Source organism: Candidatus Cyanaurora vandensis (assembly GCF_013285555.1).
GTDB lineage: Bacteria > Cyanobacteriota > Cyanobacteriia > Gloeobacterales > Anthocerotibacteraceae > Cyanaurora > Cyanaurora vandensis.
Genome location: NZ_JAAXLT010000147.1, coordinates 1 through 16075, shown reverse-complemented (window position 1 = coordinate 16075; position 16075 = coordinate 1). Strand labels below are relative to the sequence as shown.

Genomic DNA, 16075 nt, shown 5'->3' with positions numbered 1-16075 from the left:
ATGTTGAAGACCCTCGACCACTTTAATTTACCTAAAGGACCGTACTTAATGGTCAAGTACTTAGCCAATTTTCTTTCTGGTGAGCCGGAAATGGATTAGGTATAGCCAGTAATCACCACATTACCCGCACTGTCTAAGGCCAGCGCAGCAGGAATGTCAACGGATGCATCTGTGAAGTTGAGCCGGTCGGCCCATTTCTCAACGCCATTGGCATCGTACTTAACTGTCAAAATATCTGCTTCAATGGTGCTGTCATCGAATTGTCCCGTGACATAGACATCACCGTTGGAGCTATGCCAAGCGCGACGGGATCATCAAAGCCTGGAGTAGAATAACGCTATCAGGACTTACGCAAAGCGACGGGTGATGATAGCCGATGTATCGTCAGAACCCTAGCTGAGACTTCTTGCCAAGCACCGGTTACCCACAGCCCATTTAGGCCCGGATGGGGTTCAAGATGCGGCTCACAGCGGTTTTTTAACGGGGAGAAGCAATAACCAGTAAGGCTAAAGTGCCAGCCAGCGGCTAACTCTGGCTGCGACAGGCTTTGTTTTTTCTGATTCAAAGTGTGATGGCTATTTCTTCCTTAGGGGCTATCGGCTGTGCGTAAGTCCTGAGCAAGTAGGGTATCGTCTATCTGTTCCTGGAATTGCGCGATCAGTTGCAGCACCTCGGTCAAGGAATTAGCCAGGGCACAGTCTTGGGCATAATCATCGAGGCTAAAACTAGGCGGAAGAATCTCAGGATTGCTCTGCGCCGCGTTGAGTCCTTTGGTCACAAAGGCAAGGCTCTTGTCTCCCATCTTGTAGAGTTTACGCCGCTCCTCCGTAGTGAGGGTGATAAGGAAAGGCATCTTTTGTTTAAAGGTAGCAATGGTGGCTTTGACGTCCTAGAGTTCGCTATTGGTAAGAGCAGCCTGGAGGTTCTGGTAAGGCATGATTTTCCTAAGGGGGGTTAATGGTCATTATTAAGTTACCCTGCTGACTTAAATATTTATCCTCAGCCCTAGCCAGAGGTAATATCAATCAGATGGTAGTAGGGGTACTATCAGTCTTATGTTTCAGTTCAGCTTCCAGATCCGTTAGCCAAAAATCCTCGGGTTGTAGATCTAAATAACCTCTCTCTTCAAAGAAAGATACTACTCCCAAGCTTTGAGGGAACTCTGCTTTAAAACTAGTCACTAACTTCTCCATAGGAGGAGTAGCCAACCGTGTTGAAAATTCTCCACGTAGACATTTTTCGTACCATGCTACAAGCTGTGACTCTTTTACAATTCCTCGTACACGCTTACCCCAACTAATTTGTGTGGCTACTATTTCTAGGACTTTAGCATCTGCATCTTTGCATACAACAACAATGTGATCACTTTCCACCTGATCTACTATGCCTTCGGCTTTTTTTTCATTAAGAGTCAAGTGTTTCACCTGGACAACTGGACCAAAATTAGTCCACATATCCAGTCCTCTGTCGGCATTATTCGTGACTCCTGCTCGATGTATGTGAGCGAATTGTTCCCATTCTAGATTATTCTCATCTAATCCTAAAAGCACTTTTGCTAGGTCAGAAAATTCATTGATTAAGTCCCTGTTTATCTCAGGTACAGTAACTTTTATTTTTGCTTCTAGAGAAGTTACTACAATCTCGAAGAGGCTATAGGTAACGATTTCATACATTTTATCAACACTCCGACGTATAGATTCTTACCTAATAAATACGTCAATTAAAGCTTGCAAATAAAATTCTTCAGGTTTAGCTGCCTCAATGATTGAAATAGCAGTAGTTACGATACTGCAACGTTCAATGTAACGCTGATATATGTACCTCTCGACTATTCCTGGTACACGCTTGTTTTCAGCGTCTAATACTAAAAGCATCTGGGGAGGCATGGCAGTATTGTTCCAGAGATCGTGTTGGTAGTTTGCAGATGATGTTGATCTTTTACCTGACAACCTAAGTGTGACGATATCTCGCCAGCGTAGGGATTCGTTTTTGTACGAATTTACGTCTAGAATATTTACATCTTCCTGCAACCGTGACCTATACAAAACTTCAGCAATCTGAATTATCTTGTACATATCAGTACGAGCTTTACCAATTATCTTATCAAGACGTGATTTTGCTTCATTCAGCATATTGGCTGCTCACTGCTCCTAGCGAGATGACCGAAGGAGTTCTAAATGGAATAGTTGATTGAAGAGATTGTTCTGAGACCAAGGGCTGAGGAATTCGCGTTGGAATAGAACGTCCTCTTAGTGCATCTAGAACTGCTCCAGCAACAGCAGAAACGCAGGGTATTGCGACACTATTACCCACTAGCTTACGCATTGCCGAGTAGCCCCCCTTGATACAATATTCATCAGGAAATCCCTGTAGACGTAACATTTCGCGTTCAGTTAAACGTCTTTTACCATTGACTAGTAGATAGTTGTAGGAGGCTCCGGCCCTCATCGCACAGGAGTACGGATGGATGCCGATATTGCCAGACTTATTTTCGTGCCAGAGTGTCAACTCTTCATAAGCGAATCTACTAGTCACGCTTTGCAGACGGTTTTGGCGTATTTTTGCTGAAGCATAGTAAAAGTTGTCAACCTCCGGTTCGAGTAATTCAAGAAGTGGTCTCATGGGCAGGCCACCCTCAGGCCATCGGTAGGGACAGGTGTCACGAAAACCGACGATAAAGATACGTTCACGTTTCTGGGGTAGACCAAAGTTAAGCGCGTTTAGAATACGCCATTCTACTTGATAGCCAAGATTAGCTAAAATCTCCACAATCCGTCCAAGGGTCCGGCCTTTATCATGGGTCCGAAGTTGCTTAACATTCTCTAAAATAAAAGCTGGGGGCCGCTTTACGGTTAGAATCCGAGCGATATCAAAAAACAATGTTCCCCGTACATCGGCGAAGCCACGACGGTCTCCACAGATGCTAAAAGCCTGACAGGGAAAGCCTGCTAACAAAATATCATGGTCTGGAATCTCAGACTCATTAACTTGGGTAATATCTCCGGCGGGTCTCTCACCGAAATTAGCTTGATAGATAGCCTGTGCATCAACATCTATATCACTTGCGAAAACCCATTGTGGGTTCATGTCTCGCTCTTGACAGGCAATCTGAGCCGCAATACGAAATCCGCCCAGGCCACAGAACAGGTCAATAAAGCGTAAGGGTGTGCGTTGCTCCACGGAGTTGACCATATTTCTACCGAATATACCATCCCCCCGCTAAAAGCTCTGGGTTTTGAGTCTAGCCGTCCGGTAGCTTTCACTTAATACACTGAAAAGACATTCATGGAACTCAGCCATGACCCAACCCAGCGAATACCCGGTCGTGGATAGGCTCATCACCGAAGACGACACCCCCGTGGACCATCTCCCCTCCGAAAAACAGCAACGCCTGCTCACCGAACCCCTCTATAGTTCCTGGGTAGGACCCGGCCTAGACCGGACTTTTCTAGTTGCTGCCAATATGGGTATTTTCACCTCGACCAACGAACCACCCATCATCCCCGCTGTCTTCTTGAGCCTTGATGTACAGCTAGCCGAGAACTGGTGGGAGCGGAAACACCGCTCTTATTTTGTCTGGGAGTTCGGTAAAGTCCCGGAAGTTGTCATCGAAATCGTCTCCAACACCGAGGGGAACGAGGACATCAAGAAGAAAGCGCGTTATCGGCGTATGAGAATTCCTTACTACGTCATCTTTGACCCGACTAGGCAGTTGCGGGGTCCGGTGTTGCAGATGTGGGAATTACAGGGCCTCCAGTACGTGACCCTGACAGACTATTGGTTGGCAGAAGTGCAGTTGGGGTTGACCCTGTGGGAGGGGAGTTTTGAGGGCCGGGAGGAGGTATGGTTGCGCTGGTGTGATGAGCACGGGACGGTGATTCCCACGGGAGCAGAGCGGGCTAACCAAGCCCAGCAACGGGCGCAACGACTGGCAGAGCGATTACGGGCCTTGGGAATTGATCCCGAGGCGGACTAGGGTCACGCCCTCGTCGTCCTACTGCTGTCCGGTCGTCTTTTTGGCTAGTCGGATAGCCCTAGAGACTCGGGCAGTAGGCTCTAGGACTGGCGGGGGCTAGGGCAGGACAGCCCAGACGCGAATTCGGACTCATGCTTTCCTTTATTCCCTTACCATTCAGGGGTGGTTTGTGGTGGGTGGCATGGAGTTTTTGTTTGTGATTGACCCGATTGAGCGGCTGATTCCGAATCACGACACGTCGCTGGCATTGATGGAAGCGGCGCAGGGGCAGGGGTATCGGGTCTGGTGTTGTACGGTGGCGGACCTTTTTGTGGCGCAGGGGGGGTGTGGGTGCTGGGCCTGTCCCGTGCGGTTGCAGTCGGAACCGCCTTTCTATGAATTGGGGGCACAACAGCGGCTGCGGTTGGAACAGATGGCGGTGGTCTTTATGCGGAAGGACCCACCAGTAGACCGGGCCTATCTATTTGCGACCTACCTGTTAGACCGGGTGGACCCCCGGCAGACCCTGGTGGTCAACTCGCCCGAGGGTCTGCGGCGGGCCAATGAGAAGATGTATGCTCTCAACTTTGCCCGTTATCTACCGGAGGTAATTGTCACCAGTCAGGCCAAAGAAGTATTTACCTTTTTGGAGCAGCACCCCCAAGCCGTCCTCAAACCGCTGGATGGCAAGGGCGGGGAGGGAATTTTCCTGCTGAGTGCCCAGGATAAAAACCTTAAGGCTCTAATTGAAGTGAGTACCCAGTTTGAGACCATCCCGGTGATGGTCCAACGCTACTTGCCGGAGGCACGGCTGGGTGACAAACGCATTATTGTCTTGGCGGGTGAGCCGCTGGGCGGGGTGTTACGGGTGCCCCAAGCGGACGATGTGCGCGGGAATCTACGGGTAGGCGGTCGGGCAGTTGCGACAGAGGTGACGGACTACGAGCGGGAACTATGCGCGGCCTTAGCACCACAGTTGGTAGCAGACGGGCTATATTTCGTCGGGTTAGATGTAATTGGCACGTACCTAACCGAAGTGAATGTGACTAGTCCCACGGGCATTCAGGAAATTGACACATTGAATGGCACCCACTTGGCCCAAACGGTGATTACTTGGGCGGCAGCACAGCGTTTGGGGTAGCCAAATGACGTGGGGTTTGGTTAACTTGATTAACCCCTAGTTGTAGCTGGATGCGCGTCCTGGTATGTCCTGAGTCCTTTTCGGGTGGCTTATCTGCCCACCGCGCCGCCCAGGTGATAGCTGATGGTTTGAGTTCGACCAGTGCTGATTTTGATATTCGTACCATCCCGCTCAGTATGGATGACCAAATTATCGAAACCATCCTCGCCGCCTGTCCCGGCGAATGGCGTGAAGCGGTGGTCCTGGGCGAGGAAAACACTTCAATCCGGGTGCGCTACGGCTTAATCCAAGCGGGAACTGCGGCGGTTATCCTGCCCCACCGCGTTTCAGCACGGACCTTTGGCAGCCCAGATATGACCAGTTTTGGCGCGGGGCAACTCCTCAAGGCGGTTCTCCAGGAAAAAAACGTGGCGCGGGTGTTCTGGTACTTGCCCGAGGGGACTTGGCCTGTGGATGGCGGGGTCGGTTTTTTGCAGGCGTTGGGCGTGAGTCTACTGGACCCGAACGGCAAATCGGTGAGTTGGGCGGCGGGTAGTCTGGCGCGGTTGACCAGGGTAGATTTTCGGGGAATCTTGCCCCGGTTGCAACAAGTCGAGGTCGTGGTAGCCTACCCCACCCCGGCGGCTCTTTTGGGTCGTCAGGGGGCAGCTTGGCATTGGGGTTCGCGCACTGGGGCCAATCTCATCACCATCGAGCGTGTGGAGCAGGGCCTCTCTACTCTGGCCCAAGCAATCCAGCGCACCCATGGCGGGGCGTGTCATACCCTGACCGGGACGGGGGCGGGGGGCGGGCTCGGCTATGGATTAGCCCTAGTGGGCGCGAAGTTGCGTCCGGCGGCTCAAGTTTTGTTAGAGAATCTCGACCTACTGGCACAGATCCGTCAAGTCCAATTGGTCATCACGGGACAGGCCCAGACCGACCGCCAGACCTTGCCCCAACAGATCGTCCCCTCGGTCCTGCGCTTGTGTCAACAGACCGGGACCCCGGCGGTAGTCCTCTCGGGGAGTGTGCGTCCCCAGGAGTTGGAGACGGTTTTTAATAGTGGAGCTTGGGCTGTCCTCAATACCCTCCCTAGCCTGATGTCTACCGCCCAAATGCTGGAGGAAGCAAGCACCAACCTTTATTTCAGTGCTCAGCAGTTGGGCCGACTTTTGTTGTTGGGCAAGAAGCTAAACCCGCCCAGTGTTCTATAGTTAAAAAAACCTTGGACCACCATGAGCCCTAAATCGCCAGATGAGATCCTGACTGAGCTCCAATCCCTCGTTGGCTGGGAGGTCAAGGACGGCAAACTGCATAAAACCTATCGCTTTGCCGATTTTGTCCGGGCCTTTGGGTTCATGACCCAGGTCGCTTTGGTGGCTGAGACGATGGAGCATCATCCCGAATGGTTCAATGTTTACAGCCGTATTACTGTAGATTTAATCACCCATGATGCCGGGGGAATTACGGAGAAAGATTTTGCCCTGGCACAAAAAATGGATGAATTGGCAGGGAGTTGAAATTAGGTTAAGTCATTTTGGCTGAAGGTAGCAACCACGAGTAAGATATCAATTTAATCCCAGAAAAAATAAGTATATAAACGTATAACTCTACGCAATTCCTCCTACAAATTTCAAGTCAGTATGACCCAGTATTTATACAGACTGTAATGTAACTGACATCATTTCTAATGACTAAGCGTTATTCTCAATCTAAGATAAACCCTAGTCCATCGGGTCTGGGGCTACCTTTTGGGACTTACGTGATGAAGCTGCCTCTTGAGTGTTGAGATCCTTCTCTTGCCTCCGGTGGAAACTTCTCCTTGGCACCGGCTCACCCTACGGTACTCTCATGAACGCAAACTCTTCAGCCTTGGATATTGCGATTGTCGGTATGGCGGCTCTGTTTCCAGGAGCGCGGGATCTAGATAGCTATTGGCGCAATATTCTCGCTGGAACCTGCTACATCCAAGATGCACCCCCTGCCTGGACGGGTCCCTACCTCGATGCCAACGAGCGGGTTTTGGAGCGCATCTATACCCAGAAAGTAGGTTTACTCGGGGATTTAGCCCAGTTCAACCCCTTGGAATTTGGCATCCCGCCCCACGCGGTAGACGGTGGGGACCCAGATCACTTTTTGGCTCTGAAGCTGGCTCGCGATGCTCTGCAGGACGCGGGTTATCTAGAACGGCCTTTCGCCCATGACCGTGCTGGGGTGATCCTCGGGCGCGGGGTCAATCCCAACCGGGGTTCGGTAACTGCCCTGCAACATAGTCTGGTAGTGGACCAGACTGTCGGCATCCTTCAACAGCTTTTGCCAAGTCTGCCCGATGACACCGTCGCCGACCTGCGGCGGGGCCTGAAAAAGAGTCTGCCGGACTTACCCTCGGAAGCGGCCCCCGGTCTGATGTCCCACATGGTCAGTGCCCGGATAGCCAACCGCCTTAACCTGCTGGGTCCCAATTACACCGTGGACGCGGCCTGTGCCTCTTCTTTGATTGCGGTGGAGCTCGCCTGCCAAGAACTCGTCCAGGGCCGCTCGGACCTGATGCTGGCTGGCGGTGTCCAAGTCCCGATGCCCGCCCAAGTCTATATGTTGTTTTGCTATCTAGGTGCCCTCTCCCCCACCGGGATTCGCCCCTTTGACCGCGCCGCCAACGGCACCACCCTGAGTGAAGGGGCCGGGATGGTGGTCCTCAAACGGTTGCGTGATGCCCAAGCTGACGGCGACCGCATCTATGCCGTGCTCAAGGGTATCGGGACGGCGAGTGATGGACGGGCTTTGGGTCTGCTGGCTCCCCGCTTTGAAGGTCAAGTCCTCGCCCTCGAAAAAGCCTACGCCCAAGCTGAGGTTGACCCCGCCAGCATCGGGCTAATTGAGGCCCATGGGACCGGGATTCCCATCGGCGACCAGACCGAGATTCGGACCCTCCAAGCGGTCTATGGTGCCAGTCGGTTCCCCTGTGCCATCGGCTCCGTAAAGTCTATGATTGGGCACTGTATCCCGGCCTCCGGGACTGCCAGTCTAATTAAAACCGCCCTGGCTCTTTACCACAAAATCTTGCCCCCGTCGCTTTGTGAACAGGTAAACTCGGACTTGGGACTGACGGGCTCCCCCTTCTACCTCAATACCCAGACGCGGCCCTGGGTCCACGGTCGGCCCACCCCGCGCCGCGCTGGGGTCAATGCTTTCGGGTTTGGGGGGATCAACGTCCATGCCATTTTGGAAGAATCCCCGGCCCCGGTCCCGACTCTCCACCCCCCGGCTGAACTGTTGTTATTGAGTGCCGACACGCGCTCTGCCTTGGTCCGGTTAGTCCACCAACTCCAGGCTGTCCTTACACAAAATTCACAGTCTGACCTCGGTACTTTGGCCCAGACCTTAGCTAAGGCCGCCCGTGGTGGTTATCGCTTAGCCCTGGTGGTAGCCGACCAGACCCAGGCCCTCGCCCGACTCCAGCAGGCGGACCAATACCTGAGGGGTCAGCAACCACTTCTTGCCGCAGGCAGCTATTACGGGGAACCAAGTGACCAAGTTTCGGGGCTAGTGTTCTTGTTTCCTGGTCATGAGACGGCCTACCCCAATATGGGCCTCGGTCTCACCTTACATTTTCCCCAGATCCGGGCTTGGTTTGACCGGATGGATGCTGAGGATGGTGATCTGCCCAGTACCTACATCTTTCCCCGGCCCACAGGCTTGACCCCACTAGAAACTGGCAAACTTGCCGTTCAACTCAAAACCCCAGCCTTGGGTTTTTTGACCACAGCGACCCTGAGTTTGGCCCTGGCGGAACTCTTGGCGGATTGCGGGGTCCGACCGACGGTCTTGGTGGGTCATGGGAGTGGTGAACAGACAGCGTTGCTAGCGAGCCAAAGCGCGACTGCGGCCCAGGTTCAAGCGCGGACACGGGTCTATCGGCAGCTAGCGGGTCCCAGTTCACTCCGGGGAACTCAGTTAGAGATCGGTGTGGCCCCGGCCCAGTTCTTGACCAAGATTGTTCAAGAGACGCCCGACCTGTATTTAATGGCGGACGATGGTCCCGAGCGGGTCGTCCTTTTTGGTGAAGATGAGGCGGCGACCCAGGCGATGAGCCAATTACGCGCCCAGTGGTGCTTGGTGACGCGGACGACGGACGCACTCCCCCTCAATACGCCACTCTTAGAACCGATGGTCGAGCAGTTTGCAGCCCTCTACCAGGATTGGGAATTGCCCGTGACTACAATCTATAGTTGCGTCACTGCCCAGCCCTTCCCCGCCCAACCCCAAGCCTTCCGCGCCCTCGCCGCCCAGGGCGTGGCCCGTCCCATTCAGTTCCGGCAGACCCTTGAGAACCTCTATGCCCAAGGGATGCGGACTTTTGTTGAGGTAGGACCGGGCCGGACCCTCACCGACCGGGTGGGCACACTGCTCAAGGGCCGCGACCATTTGGCCTTGGCGGTGGACCAGTCCTATACCGGTTGGCTCGACTGCCTAGGGCAACTCTTTAGCCGGGGTACAGACCTCGACCTCACGCCCTTGGCCCATAGCACGCCGCCTACGCCCCAACCAGTGGCAGGGACGCGTACCCTCAACTTGGCTCTCCCGCTGCTGCATCTCGGCCCTGTCGCGCTGGAACGGCTCAAACAAGAGATCTAGGGTGAAAATTTGTTAAGATTCGTGTGGCCCTGGAGTCGTCATGCTCAGACTGGAACGGATCAGTAAAATCTATCCCACCGGGGAAGTCCTCAAAGACATTAACTGGGAAGTAAAATCCGGCGACCGCATTGGTCTCGTCGGGGCGAACGGGGCTGGGAAATCCACCCAACTTAAAATTATTGCCGGGGAGACCGAGCCGACTTCCGGGGAGATCATCCGTCCCGCCAGTCTCCATATCGCCTATCTCAACCAAGAATTTGAAGTAGACCCGGCCCACACGATCCGCGAGGAATGCTGGACGGTGTTCAAAGAGGCTAACCGGGTCCAACTCGCCCTCGCTGACCTGCAACGGGAGATGGATGTTGCGGGTCCCGCCGAGCTAGACCGGCTTATCCACAAGCTTGACCGTCTCCAGCGCGAGTTTGAAGCCCAAGACGGCTACACCCTAGAGACCCGCATTGACAAGGTTCTCCCCGAAGTGGGTTTTCAACTAGAAGACGCTGAGCGGTTGGTGGGGGCCTTCAGTGGCGGCTGGCAGATGCGTTTGGGCTTGTGCAAAATCCTCTTGCAACAACCCGACCTCTTGCTTTTGGATGAACCGACGAACCACTTGGACCTAGAGACGATTAGCTGGCTCGAAGAATACCTGCGTAGTTTGAGCACCCCGATGGTAATTGTCTCCCACGACCGGGAATTCCTAGACCGGCTCTGTACTCAGATTGTCGAGACGGAGCGCGGGGTTTCAGCATCCTACCTGGGCAATTACTCGGCTTACTTACTCCAAAAAAGTGAAGGCCGTCAAACCCAACAGAGTGCCTACGAACGCCAGCAAAAAGAACTTGAAAAACAGCAGGCTTTCGTAGACCGCTTCCGGGCCAGTGCTACCCGCAGCACCCAGGCCAAGAGCCGGGAGAAACAACTCGATAAGATTGAACGCATCGAAGCTCCGACTGGGGATGCCCGGACGCTGCACTTTCGCTTCCCGACCGCCCCGCGCAGTGGTCGTGAAGTTGTCATGATCAAAGACCTCACCCATACCTACGGTGAGAAGATTCTGTTCCTGGGTGCGAACCTACTGGTCGAGCGGGGGGACCGGATTGCCTTCCTCGGTCCCAATGGCGCGGGTAAGTCCACCCTGTTGCGCTTCATTGCCGGGATGGAAACGCCCCTAGAGGGCTTAGTTAAACAGGGCGAGCACCATGTTACCCCTGGTTACTTTGAGCAAAATCAAGCTGAAGCTTTGGACTTGGCTAAGAGCGTGATGGAGACTATCCACGACGAAATGCCCCAGTGGACCAATGAGGAGGTACGGACATTGTTAGGCCGATTCCTATTCAGTGGCGATACCGTCTTCAAAAATGTCGCCGCCCTCAGTGGGGGAGAGAAAGCACGGCTTGCCCTTGCGCGGATGCTCCTGCGCCCCGCTAATTTACTCATGCTCGACGAGCCGACCAACCACCTCGATATCCCCGCCAAGGAAATGCTCGAAGAAGCCCTGCAACACTACGAAGGGACGGTATTACTGGTCTCCCACGACCGCTATTTTCTCTCCCAGGTCGCCAACAAAATCGTCGAACTCCGCGATGGTGAGCTACGGCTCTACGAAGGGGACTACCGCTACTACCTCGAAAAGATTGCCGAGGAAAAAGAAAAAGTCCGCGTGACCCAAATCACCGCCGAGAAGTCCGCCAAAGACGCAACTAAACGTACCAAGCAAAAAGCCAAAAAAGCTTGAGTTTAGTCCAATACACTGCCATGAACCCCACAGGCGGTCAATTTTGGCATGGGTAAAGAAATACGAACTTCCCTGTAGGTTCTATCCACTAAGCAAAAAAGAGATCACTTTTTATCACTTTTCAATTCAGAATAGCTCTCTATACTCTAGTTAACTTCTTCCGAATCAGTTAGCCCTCGCCCAACCTGAGCTTGGGCCGACTAATTCCTAATCTGTTATGTTCAGAATAGACACTGAAGAAGTTAGCAACCCATTCAAAAGGTCAATTTTATGCAACTCAAATCAATGTTCCTGAGCCTCTTGGCTCTGACGGTCATTTGCGTACCTACGGTCATGGCCCAAGAAGATGACCGCTCCGATGCTCCCCATGCTCGCTTTCAGCCCTTGATTGTTGTTCCCCTCCCGAACATCTTGTATGACGTGGCCTATGCGCGGTCTGCCAACCAAAGTAGCGAGATGGTGATCTCAATTAAGAACCCCAATACCTTTTCCTGTGGGGTGCAAGTGGAGTGGATCTTTGGGGGTGGGGGAACTCAAGTGGGGGTTTCTGGTCCTTTCACCCTAGCTCCCCAAAATACCCTTGAGTTCACGACGGCTAACTCAGGGGAATCCATCTCACCCTTCATCCTAAACGTGTTCCGCGATACCACCACTGAATTTGAGGGGAGTGCCCGGATTCGTTCGGGTTGCTCCACGACCACCAAGCTCGGGGTGAACGCGCTCTTGGTTACGGGGATCAATACGGCTACTAACACAGGGATTGACTACTCGCCGGTCAGTGTCGCTCGTCCCACAGGACGGGTCGGCGACTAGCTTTTCTGGGGTTAGTGGTTCCCGACTACTGACCCCTACCCATCCTCATTGACTATCTTGAAATTCCTCGTACCAAGCCATTTGAATCCGTTCTAAGATCCCCTCATTGGACTTCTTGGGGTCGTCCTTGAAGTCAGGTAGCTCAGTTACCCAGCGGTGGAGCTCGGTGAAGCGGACATCCAAGGGGTTTACCTCGGGATACTGGTCCAAGAGAGCCAAGGCAATATCTTCGCTATCCTGCCAAGTCATTGTTCTTGCATCAAACGCAGGTAATTCTGTTGGAGCCGGATGTGTTGGTCAGAGAGGGCTTTCGAGAGTTCGCCCTCGGCCTCCCCCAGACTACGCCAGAACTGGAGTGAACGCTGGGTCCGCCATAGTTCATCCCATAGCAATTGACTCAACTGGGTGCCCTGCGGTCCCTCGGCGCGGGCTGCTTCCAAGAGTTGTTGGAATACTAATTGCGCCTGTTCGCGGTTGAGGTCATGTAGGGCCTCACGTAAAGCTTGGAATTGTTCTTCACTTGACATGGCAGTGACTCCTGAGCATAATGCACTATTCCAGTTTAGATCTTCATGGTGCTAGCGATTAGATTCGTGTTGGGGCTGGTGCTAGCTTTGCCGACGGGGGCAGCACCCCTGTATCAGGCGGGGTCCGAACGGGTGCCCTTTGTCCTCCAGACCCACGCTCGTCCAGGACTTGCGGCAGACCATCTGTACTGGGGGATGCTCCAGGCGGAATTTCTCACCTACGCTGACCAGCAACAGTGGGAACGGCGCAAGGGTAGTTTTAGTTTAGGCGGGAGCGGACTTTATACTCCAGAAGGCCAGTTGGTGTTCACCCAGGATGCCACGGTGCGGGCCTACTTTCGGCAAGGGCGGTTGGTGGGTCTGTTGGTCCTCCCCACAGCTCCCCTAGACCCCTTGACCCTGACCCAGTGGGGGCGGGCTTGGTTTCCCGATGACCGCATAATCCTGGCCTACCAAAGTGAAGCTAATGGCGGTAGTCAACGGGTCCTCCAAGCCATTCTCGGCGAGATCCCCAGTGAAGGCCAGGGGGATGTCCTCAAGTTGTTACTTCCTTTCCGTACCATCCAACTCGGCGGTCCCTAGTCCCGGCGCGTGTGGCTAAATATTCGACAGCGTCAGGAATGATAAAATTTCCGGTTGATTAAGCAGTCGATAGGCTTCCGTGGCCGGAGGCCATGCCGCTACGCATCAAGAAGTAACTCTAGGGGTCCAGTACCGGACCCCTGATGAGCAAGCTTTCTCGTGGAACCAAGAGCTGGGCGGTGCCGCCCAGCTGTCCTCGTGCACTTATGCCGGGGAGTGTCAACCAGTTCATCCCTTGCGCTTAACGTTTCAACTGTGCTTTAAATACAAAAAAAGACCCTGAGCTTACAGGGTCTAACAAAGTTCAAACGTAATTAAGCGCGGCTAGTCTGACGTTTCTCGTAGTCGCTAATCACTTGCTCAAGCTCCTCAGAGTCCAGGGTTTCGCGCTTAAGCAACTCCTCGGTTACACGGTCCAACAAACCCCGGTTCTCCGTCAGAATCAAGCGGGCTTTGACGTAGGATTCCGAAACGAAACGCTTCACCTCACCATCCACCCGTTGGGCCGTCTCTTCACTAAAATCGCGCTCGCTCATGATGTCGCGCCCCAGGAACATCGAACCCCCACCGCCCCGGCCCAAAGCCAAAGGTCCAATCTCCTCACTCATCCCGAAGCGCGTCACCATCGTCCGCGCCATCGCCGCTACCCGCTCTAGGTCATTGGAGGCCCCAGTGGTCACTTCTTCAGCCCCGTAGACCAGTTCTTCAGCGACCCGACCGCCGAGAGCCGCCACCATCCGGTCCAAAAGCTGGGCCCGGGAGACCAGCATATCGTCGTCCGTCGGGGTGAACCAAGTCAGACCTGCTGCCATGCCCCGAGGAATGATGCTGATCTTCTGGACCGGCTCGTGGTTGGGCAATAACCGACCTAAGAGCGCGTGACCGACCTCGTGGTAGGCGATGAGTTGCTTGGTCCGCTCGCCGAGGATGCGGTTCTTCTTCTCCGGCCCTGCTAAAACCCGGTCAATCGCGTCGTTGATCTCATCCATCGAGATTTCACTGAGACTACGCCGCGCCGCCAGGATTGCCGCTTCGTTGAGCAAGTTCGCCAAGTCTGCCCCGGTGAAGCCCGGGGTCCGCCGCGCCACTTTCTCCACATCCACGTCCCGTGCTAGGGTCTTGCCCCGCGCATGGACCTTCAACACTTCCAACCGTCCCTTGAGGTCCGGGCGGTCCACTACTACCTGTCGGTCAAAACGACCGGGACGCAACAGAGCCGCATCCAAGACATCCGGGCGGTTGGTGGCAGCGAGAATAATCACCCCGCCATTGCCCTCGAAACCATCCATCTCGACGAGCAACTGGTTAAGCGTTTGTTCACGCTCATCATTGCCGCCGCCCAATCCGGCCCCACGCTGACGACCCACTGCGTCAATTTCGTCAATAAAGACAATACAGGGCGCGTTCTTCTTGGCTTGCTCGAAGAGGTCGCGCACCCGGGAGGCCCCGACCCCGACAAACATTTCCACAAACTCAGAACCGGAGATGGAGAAAAAAGGCACCCCCGCTTCGCCAGCCACGGCCTTAGCCAGCAAGGTCTTACCCGTACCCGGCGGACCCACGAGCAATACACCCTTGGGAATCTTGGCTCCGAGCGCGTCGAAACGGTCACGGTTCTTCAGGAAATCCACCACTTCCGCCAATTCAAGCTTGGCCTCGTCCACCCCAGCCACATCCTGGAAGGTCGTCTTGGTCTGGGACTCCATCTGGACGCGGGCCTTGGACTTACCAAAGTTCATCGCCTGATTGCCGGGGCCATTCTGGGCACGGCGTAACAGGAAGAACAACCCGCCCAGTAGCAACAGCGGGAACAGGAAGGTCATCAACACCTGGAACCAAGCGGTGTTGGAGTTATCGGTACGGATTTGATAGGTAACGCCCGACTTCTGGAGGATCTGGAATAACTGGGTATCGAGGGGCGGGACTGTGACCTTAGCGGTCGAACCGTCCTTAAACATAATGTTGGCGCGGGCACCGTCGGCGGTAAATTCTACCGAAGAAACCTCCCCGGACTGGGTGCGCTGGACAAATTCGGAGTAGACAATTTCTTTGCGGTTATCGGACGAGGAGCCGCTGAAGAAGGCGGTACCAAGGGAGATGACAACAATGGCAAGCAAAACGTAAAGTCCAGTGTTGCGCCAGTTGTTATTTTTGTTGGGGTCATTCACGGGGTCACGCCTCCTAGCGGCTCTGACGTTAACTATTGTAACGATAGCTTAAATCCGCGAACCGCGCCTAGAGGTTGGTTGTGGGCGTTCTCGGGCAAGATTGAAAGTTGACACTCCCCACGGCTAAAGCCGGGGGATTCTTGCTTCCACGAGAGAACTTGCTCATTAAGAGTTACCTCCTGATGCGTAGCGGTTCGACTCTCCACAAGCGTTCCTGGGCCGACAGCGGCCCATGCTTCCCGTATGCCCTACGGTACTTCTGCCCTTAGCTAAGATATTCAGAGCCGCGTTAACGTCTCTATCCAATACGCATCCACACGGACAGGTGTGAGTACGGGTACTAAGAGACTTTTTAACAATAACGCCACAGCTAGAACATGCTTGGGATGTGTATTGTGGAGCCACCGCAACTACTGTTCTCTTAAATACCTTCGCAAAGTATTCTAGCCAAGTGGTGAACTGTGACCAGCCTGCATCAGAAATACTCTTAGCCAGATGATGATTCTTCACCATGTTTTTCACTTGCAATTTCTCGTACAC

15 protein-coding genes and 1 pseudogene are annotated in these 16075 nt (G+C 53.9%); 8 read left to right on the top strand and 8 right to left on the bottom strand.

Translation table 11 applies throughout. The features are described 5' to 3' along the window. Positions 1–95 precede the first annotated feature (95 nt). The 4 genes and pseudogenes from HFM78_RS09995 to HFM78_RS09980 form a co-directional block, all read right to left on the bottom strand. Positions 96–230, bottom strand: a complete 135-nt coding sequence (locus HFM78_RS09995; RefSeq protein WP_287129297.1) for a hypothetical protein — start codon at positions 228–230, stop codon at positions 96–98. 356 nt (positions 231–586) lie between these two features. After that, positions 587–853: a hypothetical protein gene (locus HFM78_RS09990; RefSeq protein WP_287129296.1), complete on the bottom strand. Its 267-nt coding sequence runs from the start codon at positions 851–853 to the stop codon at positions 587–589. Positions 854–1025: 172 nt separating this feature from the next. After that, positions 1026–2132 (bottom strand): annotated as a pseudogene (locus HFM78_RS09985) (HaeII family restriction endonuclease). After that, positions 2122–3192 carry a DNA cytosine methyltransferase gene (locus tag HFM78_RS09980; RefSeq protein ID WP_396032665.1) on the bottom strand — a complete coding sequence of 357 codons (1071 nt, stop codon included), beginning with the start codon at positions 3190–3192 and terminating at the stop codon, positions 2122–2124. The pseudogene HFM78_RS09985 and the gene HFM78_RS09980 overlap by 11 nt, the downstream one beginning before the upstream one ends. Before the next feature lie 106 nt (positions 3193–3298). On the opposite strand from HFM78_RS09980, the gene HFM78_RS09975 reads away from it, so the two are divergent. The 7 genes from HFM78_RS09975 to HFM78_RS09945 all read left to right on the top strand — a co-directional run bounded on the left by HFM78_RS09975 (position 3299) and on the right by HFM78_RS09945 (position 12258). Continuing rightward, complete coding sequence (locus HFM78_RS09975) at positions 3299–3976, top strand: Uma2 family endonuclease (protein WP_287129294.1); 678 nt, start codon at positions 3299–3301, stop codon at positions 3974–3976. A gap of 181 nt (positions 3977–4157) precedes the next feature. Then, complete coding sequence (gene gshB, locus HFM78_RS09970) at positions 4158–5096, top strand: glutathione synthase (protein WP_287129293.1); 939 nt, start codon at positions 4158–4160, stop codon at positions 5094–5096. Between the two features lie 50 nt (positions 5097–5146). Beyond that, entirely contained in the window at positions 5147–6289 is a 1143-nt protein-coding gene (locus HFM78_RS09965) for a glycerate kinase (protein WP_287129292.1), read from the top strand. Between the two features lie 21 nt (positions 6290–6310). Further along, entirely contained in the window at positions 6311–6595 is a 285-nt protein-coding gene (locus HFM78_RS09960; RefSeq protein WP_287129291.1) for a 4a-hydroxytetrahydrobiopterin dehydratase, read from the top strand. 331 nt (positions 6596–6926) lie between these two features. Further along, positions 6927–9710 carry a type I polyketide synthase gene (locus HFM78_RS09955; protein ID WP_287129290.1) on the top strand — a complete coding sequence of 928 codons (2784 nt, stop codon included), beginning with the start codon at positions 6927–6929 and terminating at the stop codon, positions 9708–9710. A gap of 40 nt (positions 9711–9750) precedes the next feature. Beyond that, positions 9751–11445, top strand: coding sequence for an ABC-F family ATP-binding cassette domain-containing protein (locus tag HFM78_RS09950; RefSeq protein ID WP_287129289.1), 1695 nt, complete (start codon positions 9751–9753; stop codon positions 11443–11445). Positions 11446–11715: 270 nt separating this feature from the next. After that, positions 11716–12258, top strand: a complete 543-nt coding sequence (locus HFM78_RS09945) for a hypothetical protein (protein WP_287129288.1) — start codon at positions 11716–11718, stop codon at positions 12256–12258. 45 nt (positions 12259–12303) lie between these two features. Here the strand turns inward: HFM78_RS09945 and iscX are convergent, their stop codons facing one another. Then, on the bottom strand, positions 12304–12507 hold the full coding sequence (gene iscX, locus HFM78_RS09940) for a Fe-S cluster assembly protein IscX (protein ID WP_287129287.1): 204 nt from the start codon (positions 12505–12507) through the stop codon (positions 12304–12306). Beyond that, entirely contained in the window at positions 12504–12785 is a 282-nt protein-coding gene (locus HFM78_RS09935; RefSeq protein ID WP_287129286.1) for a hypothetical protein, read from the bottom strand. Before HFM78_RS09935 ends, iscX begins: the two co-directional genes overlap by 4 nt. Positions 12786–12830: 45 nt before the next feature. On the opposite strand from HFM78_RS09935, the gene HFM78_RS09930 reads away from it, so the two are divergent. Next, the gene (locus tag HFM78_RS09930) at positions 12831–13367 is read left to right on the top strand and encodes a hypothetical protein (RefSeq protein WP_287129285.1); all 537 of its coding nucleotides are present in this window, start codon (positions 12831–12833) and stop codon (positions 13365–13367) included. Between the two features lie 314 nt (positions 13368–13681). Here HFM78_RS09930 and ftsH read toward each other — a convergent pair whose 3' ends face one another. Both ftsH and HFM78_RS16320 read right to left on the bottom strand, forming a co-directional pair. Continuing rightward, positions 13682–15535, bottom strand: coding sequence for an ATP-dependent zinc metalloprotease FtsH (gene ftsH / locus HFM78_RS09925; RefSeq protein ID WP_287129284.1), 1854 nt, complete (start codon positions 15533–15535; stop codon positions 13682–13684). A gap of 165 nt (positions 15536–15700) precedes the next feature. Continuing rightward, positions 15701–16048, bottom strand: coding sequence for an RNA-guided endonuclease InsQ/TnpB family protein (locus HFM78_RS16320; RefSeq protein WP_396035003.1), 348 nt, complete (start codon positions 16046–16048; stop codon positions 15701–15703). Positions 16049–16075 lie beyond the last annotated feature (27 nt).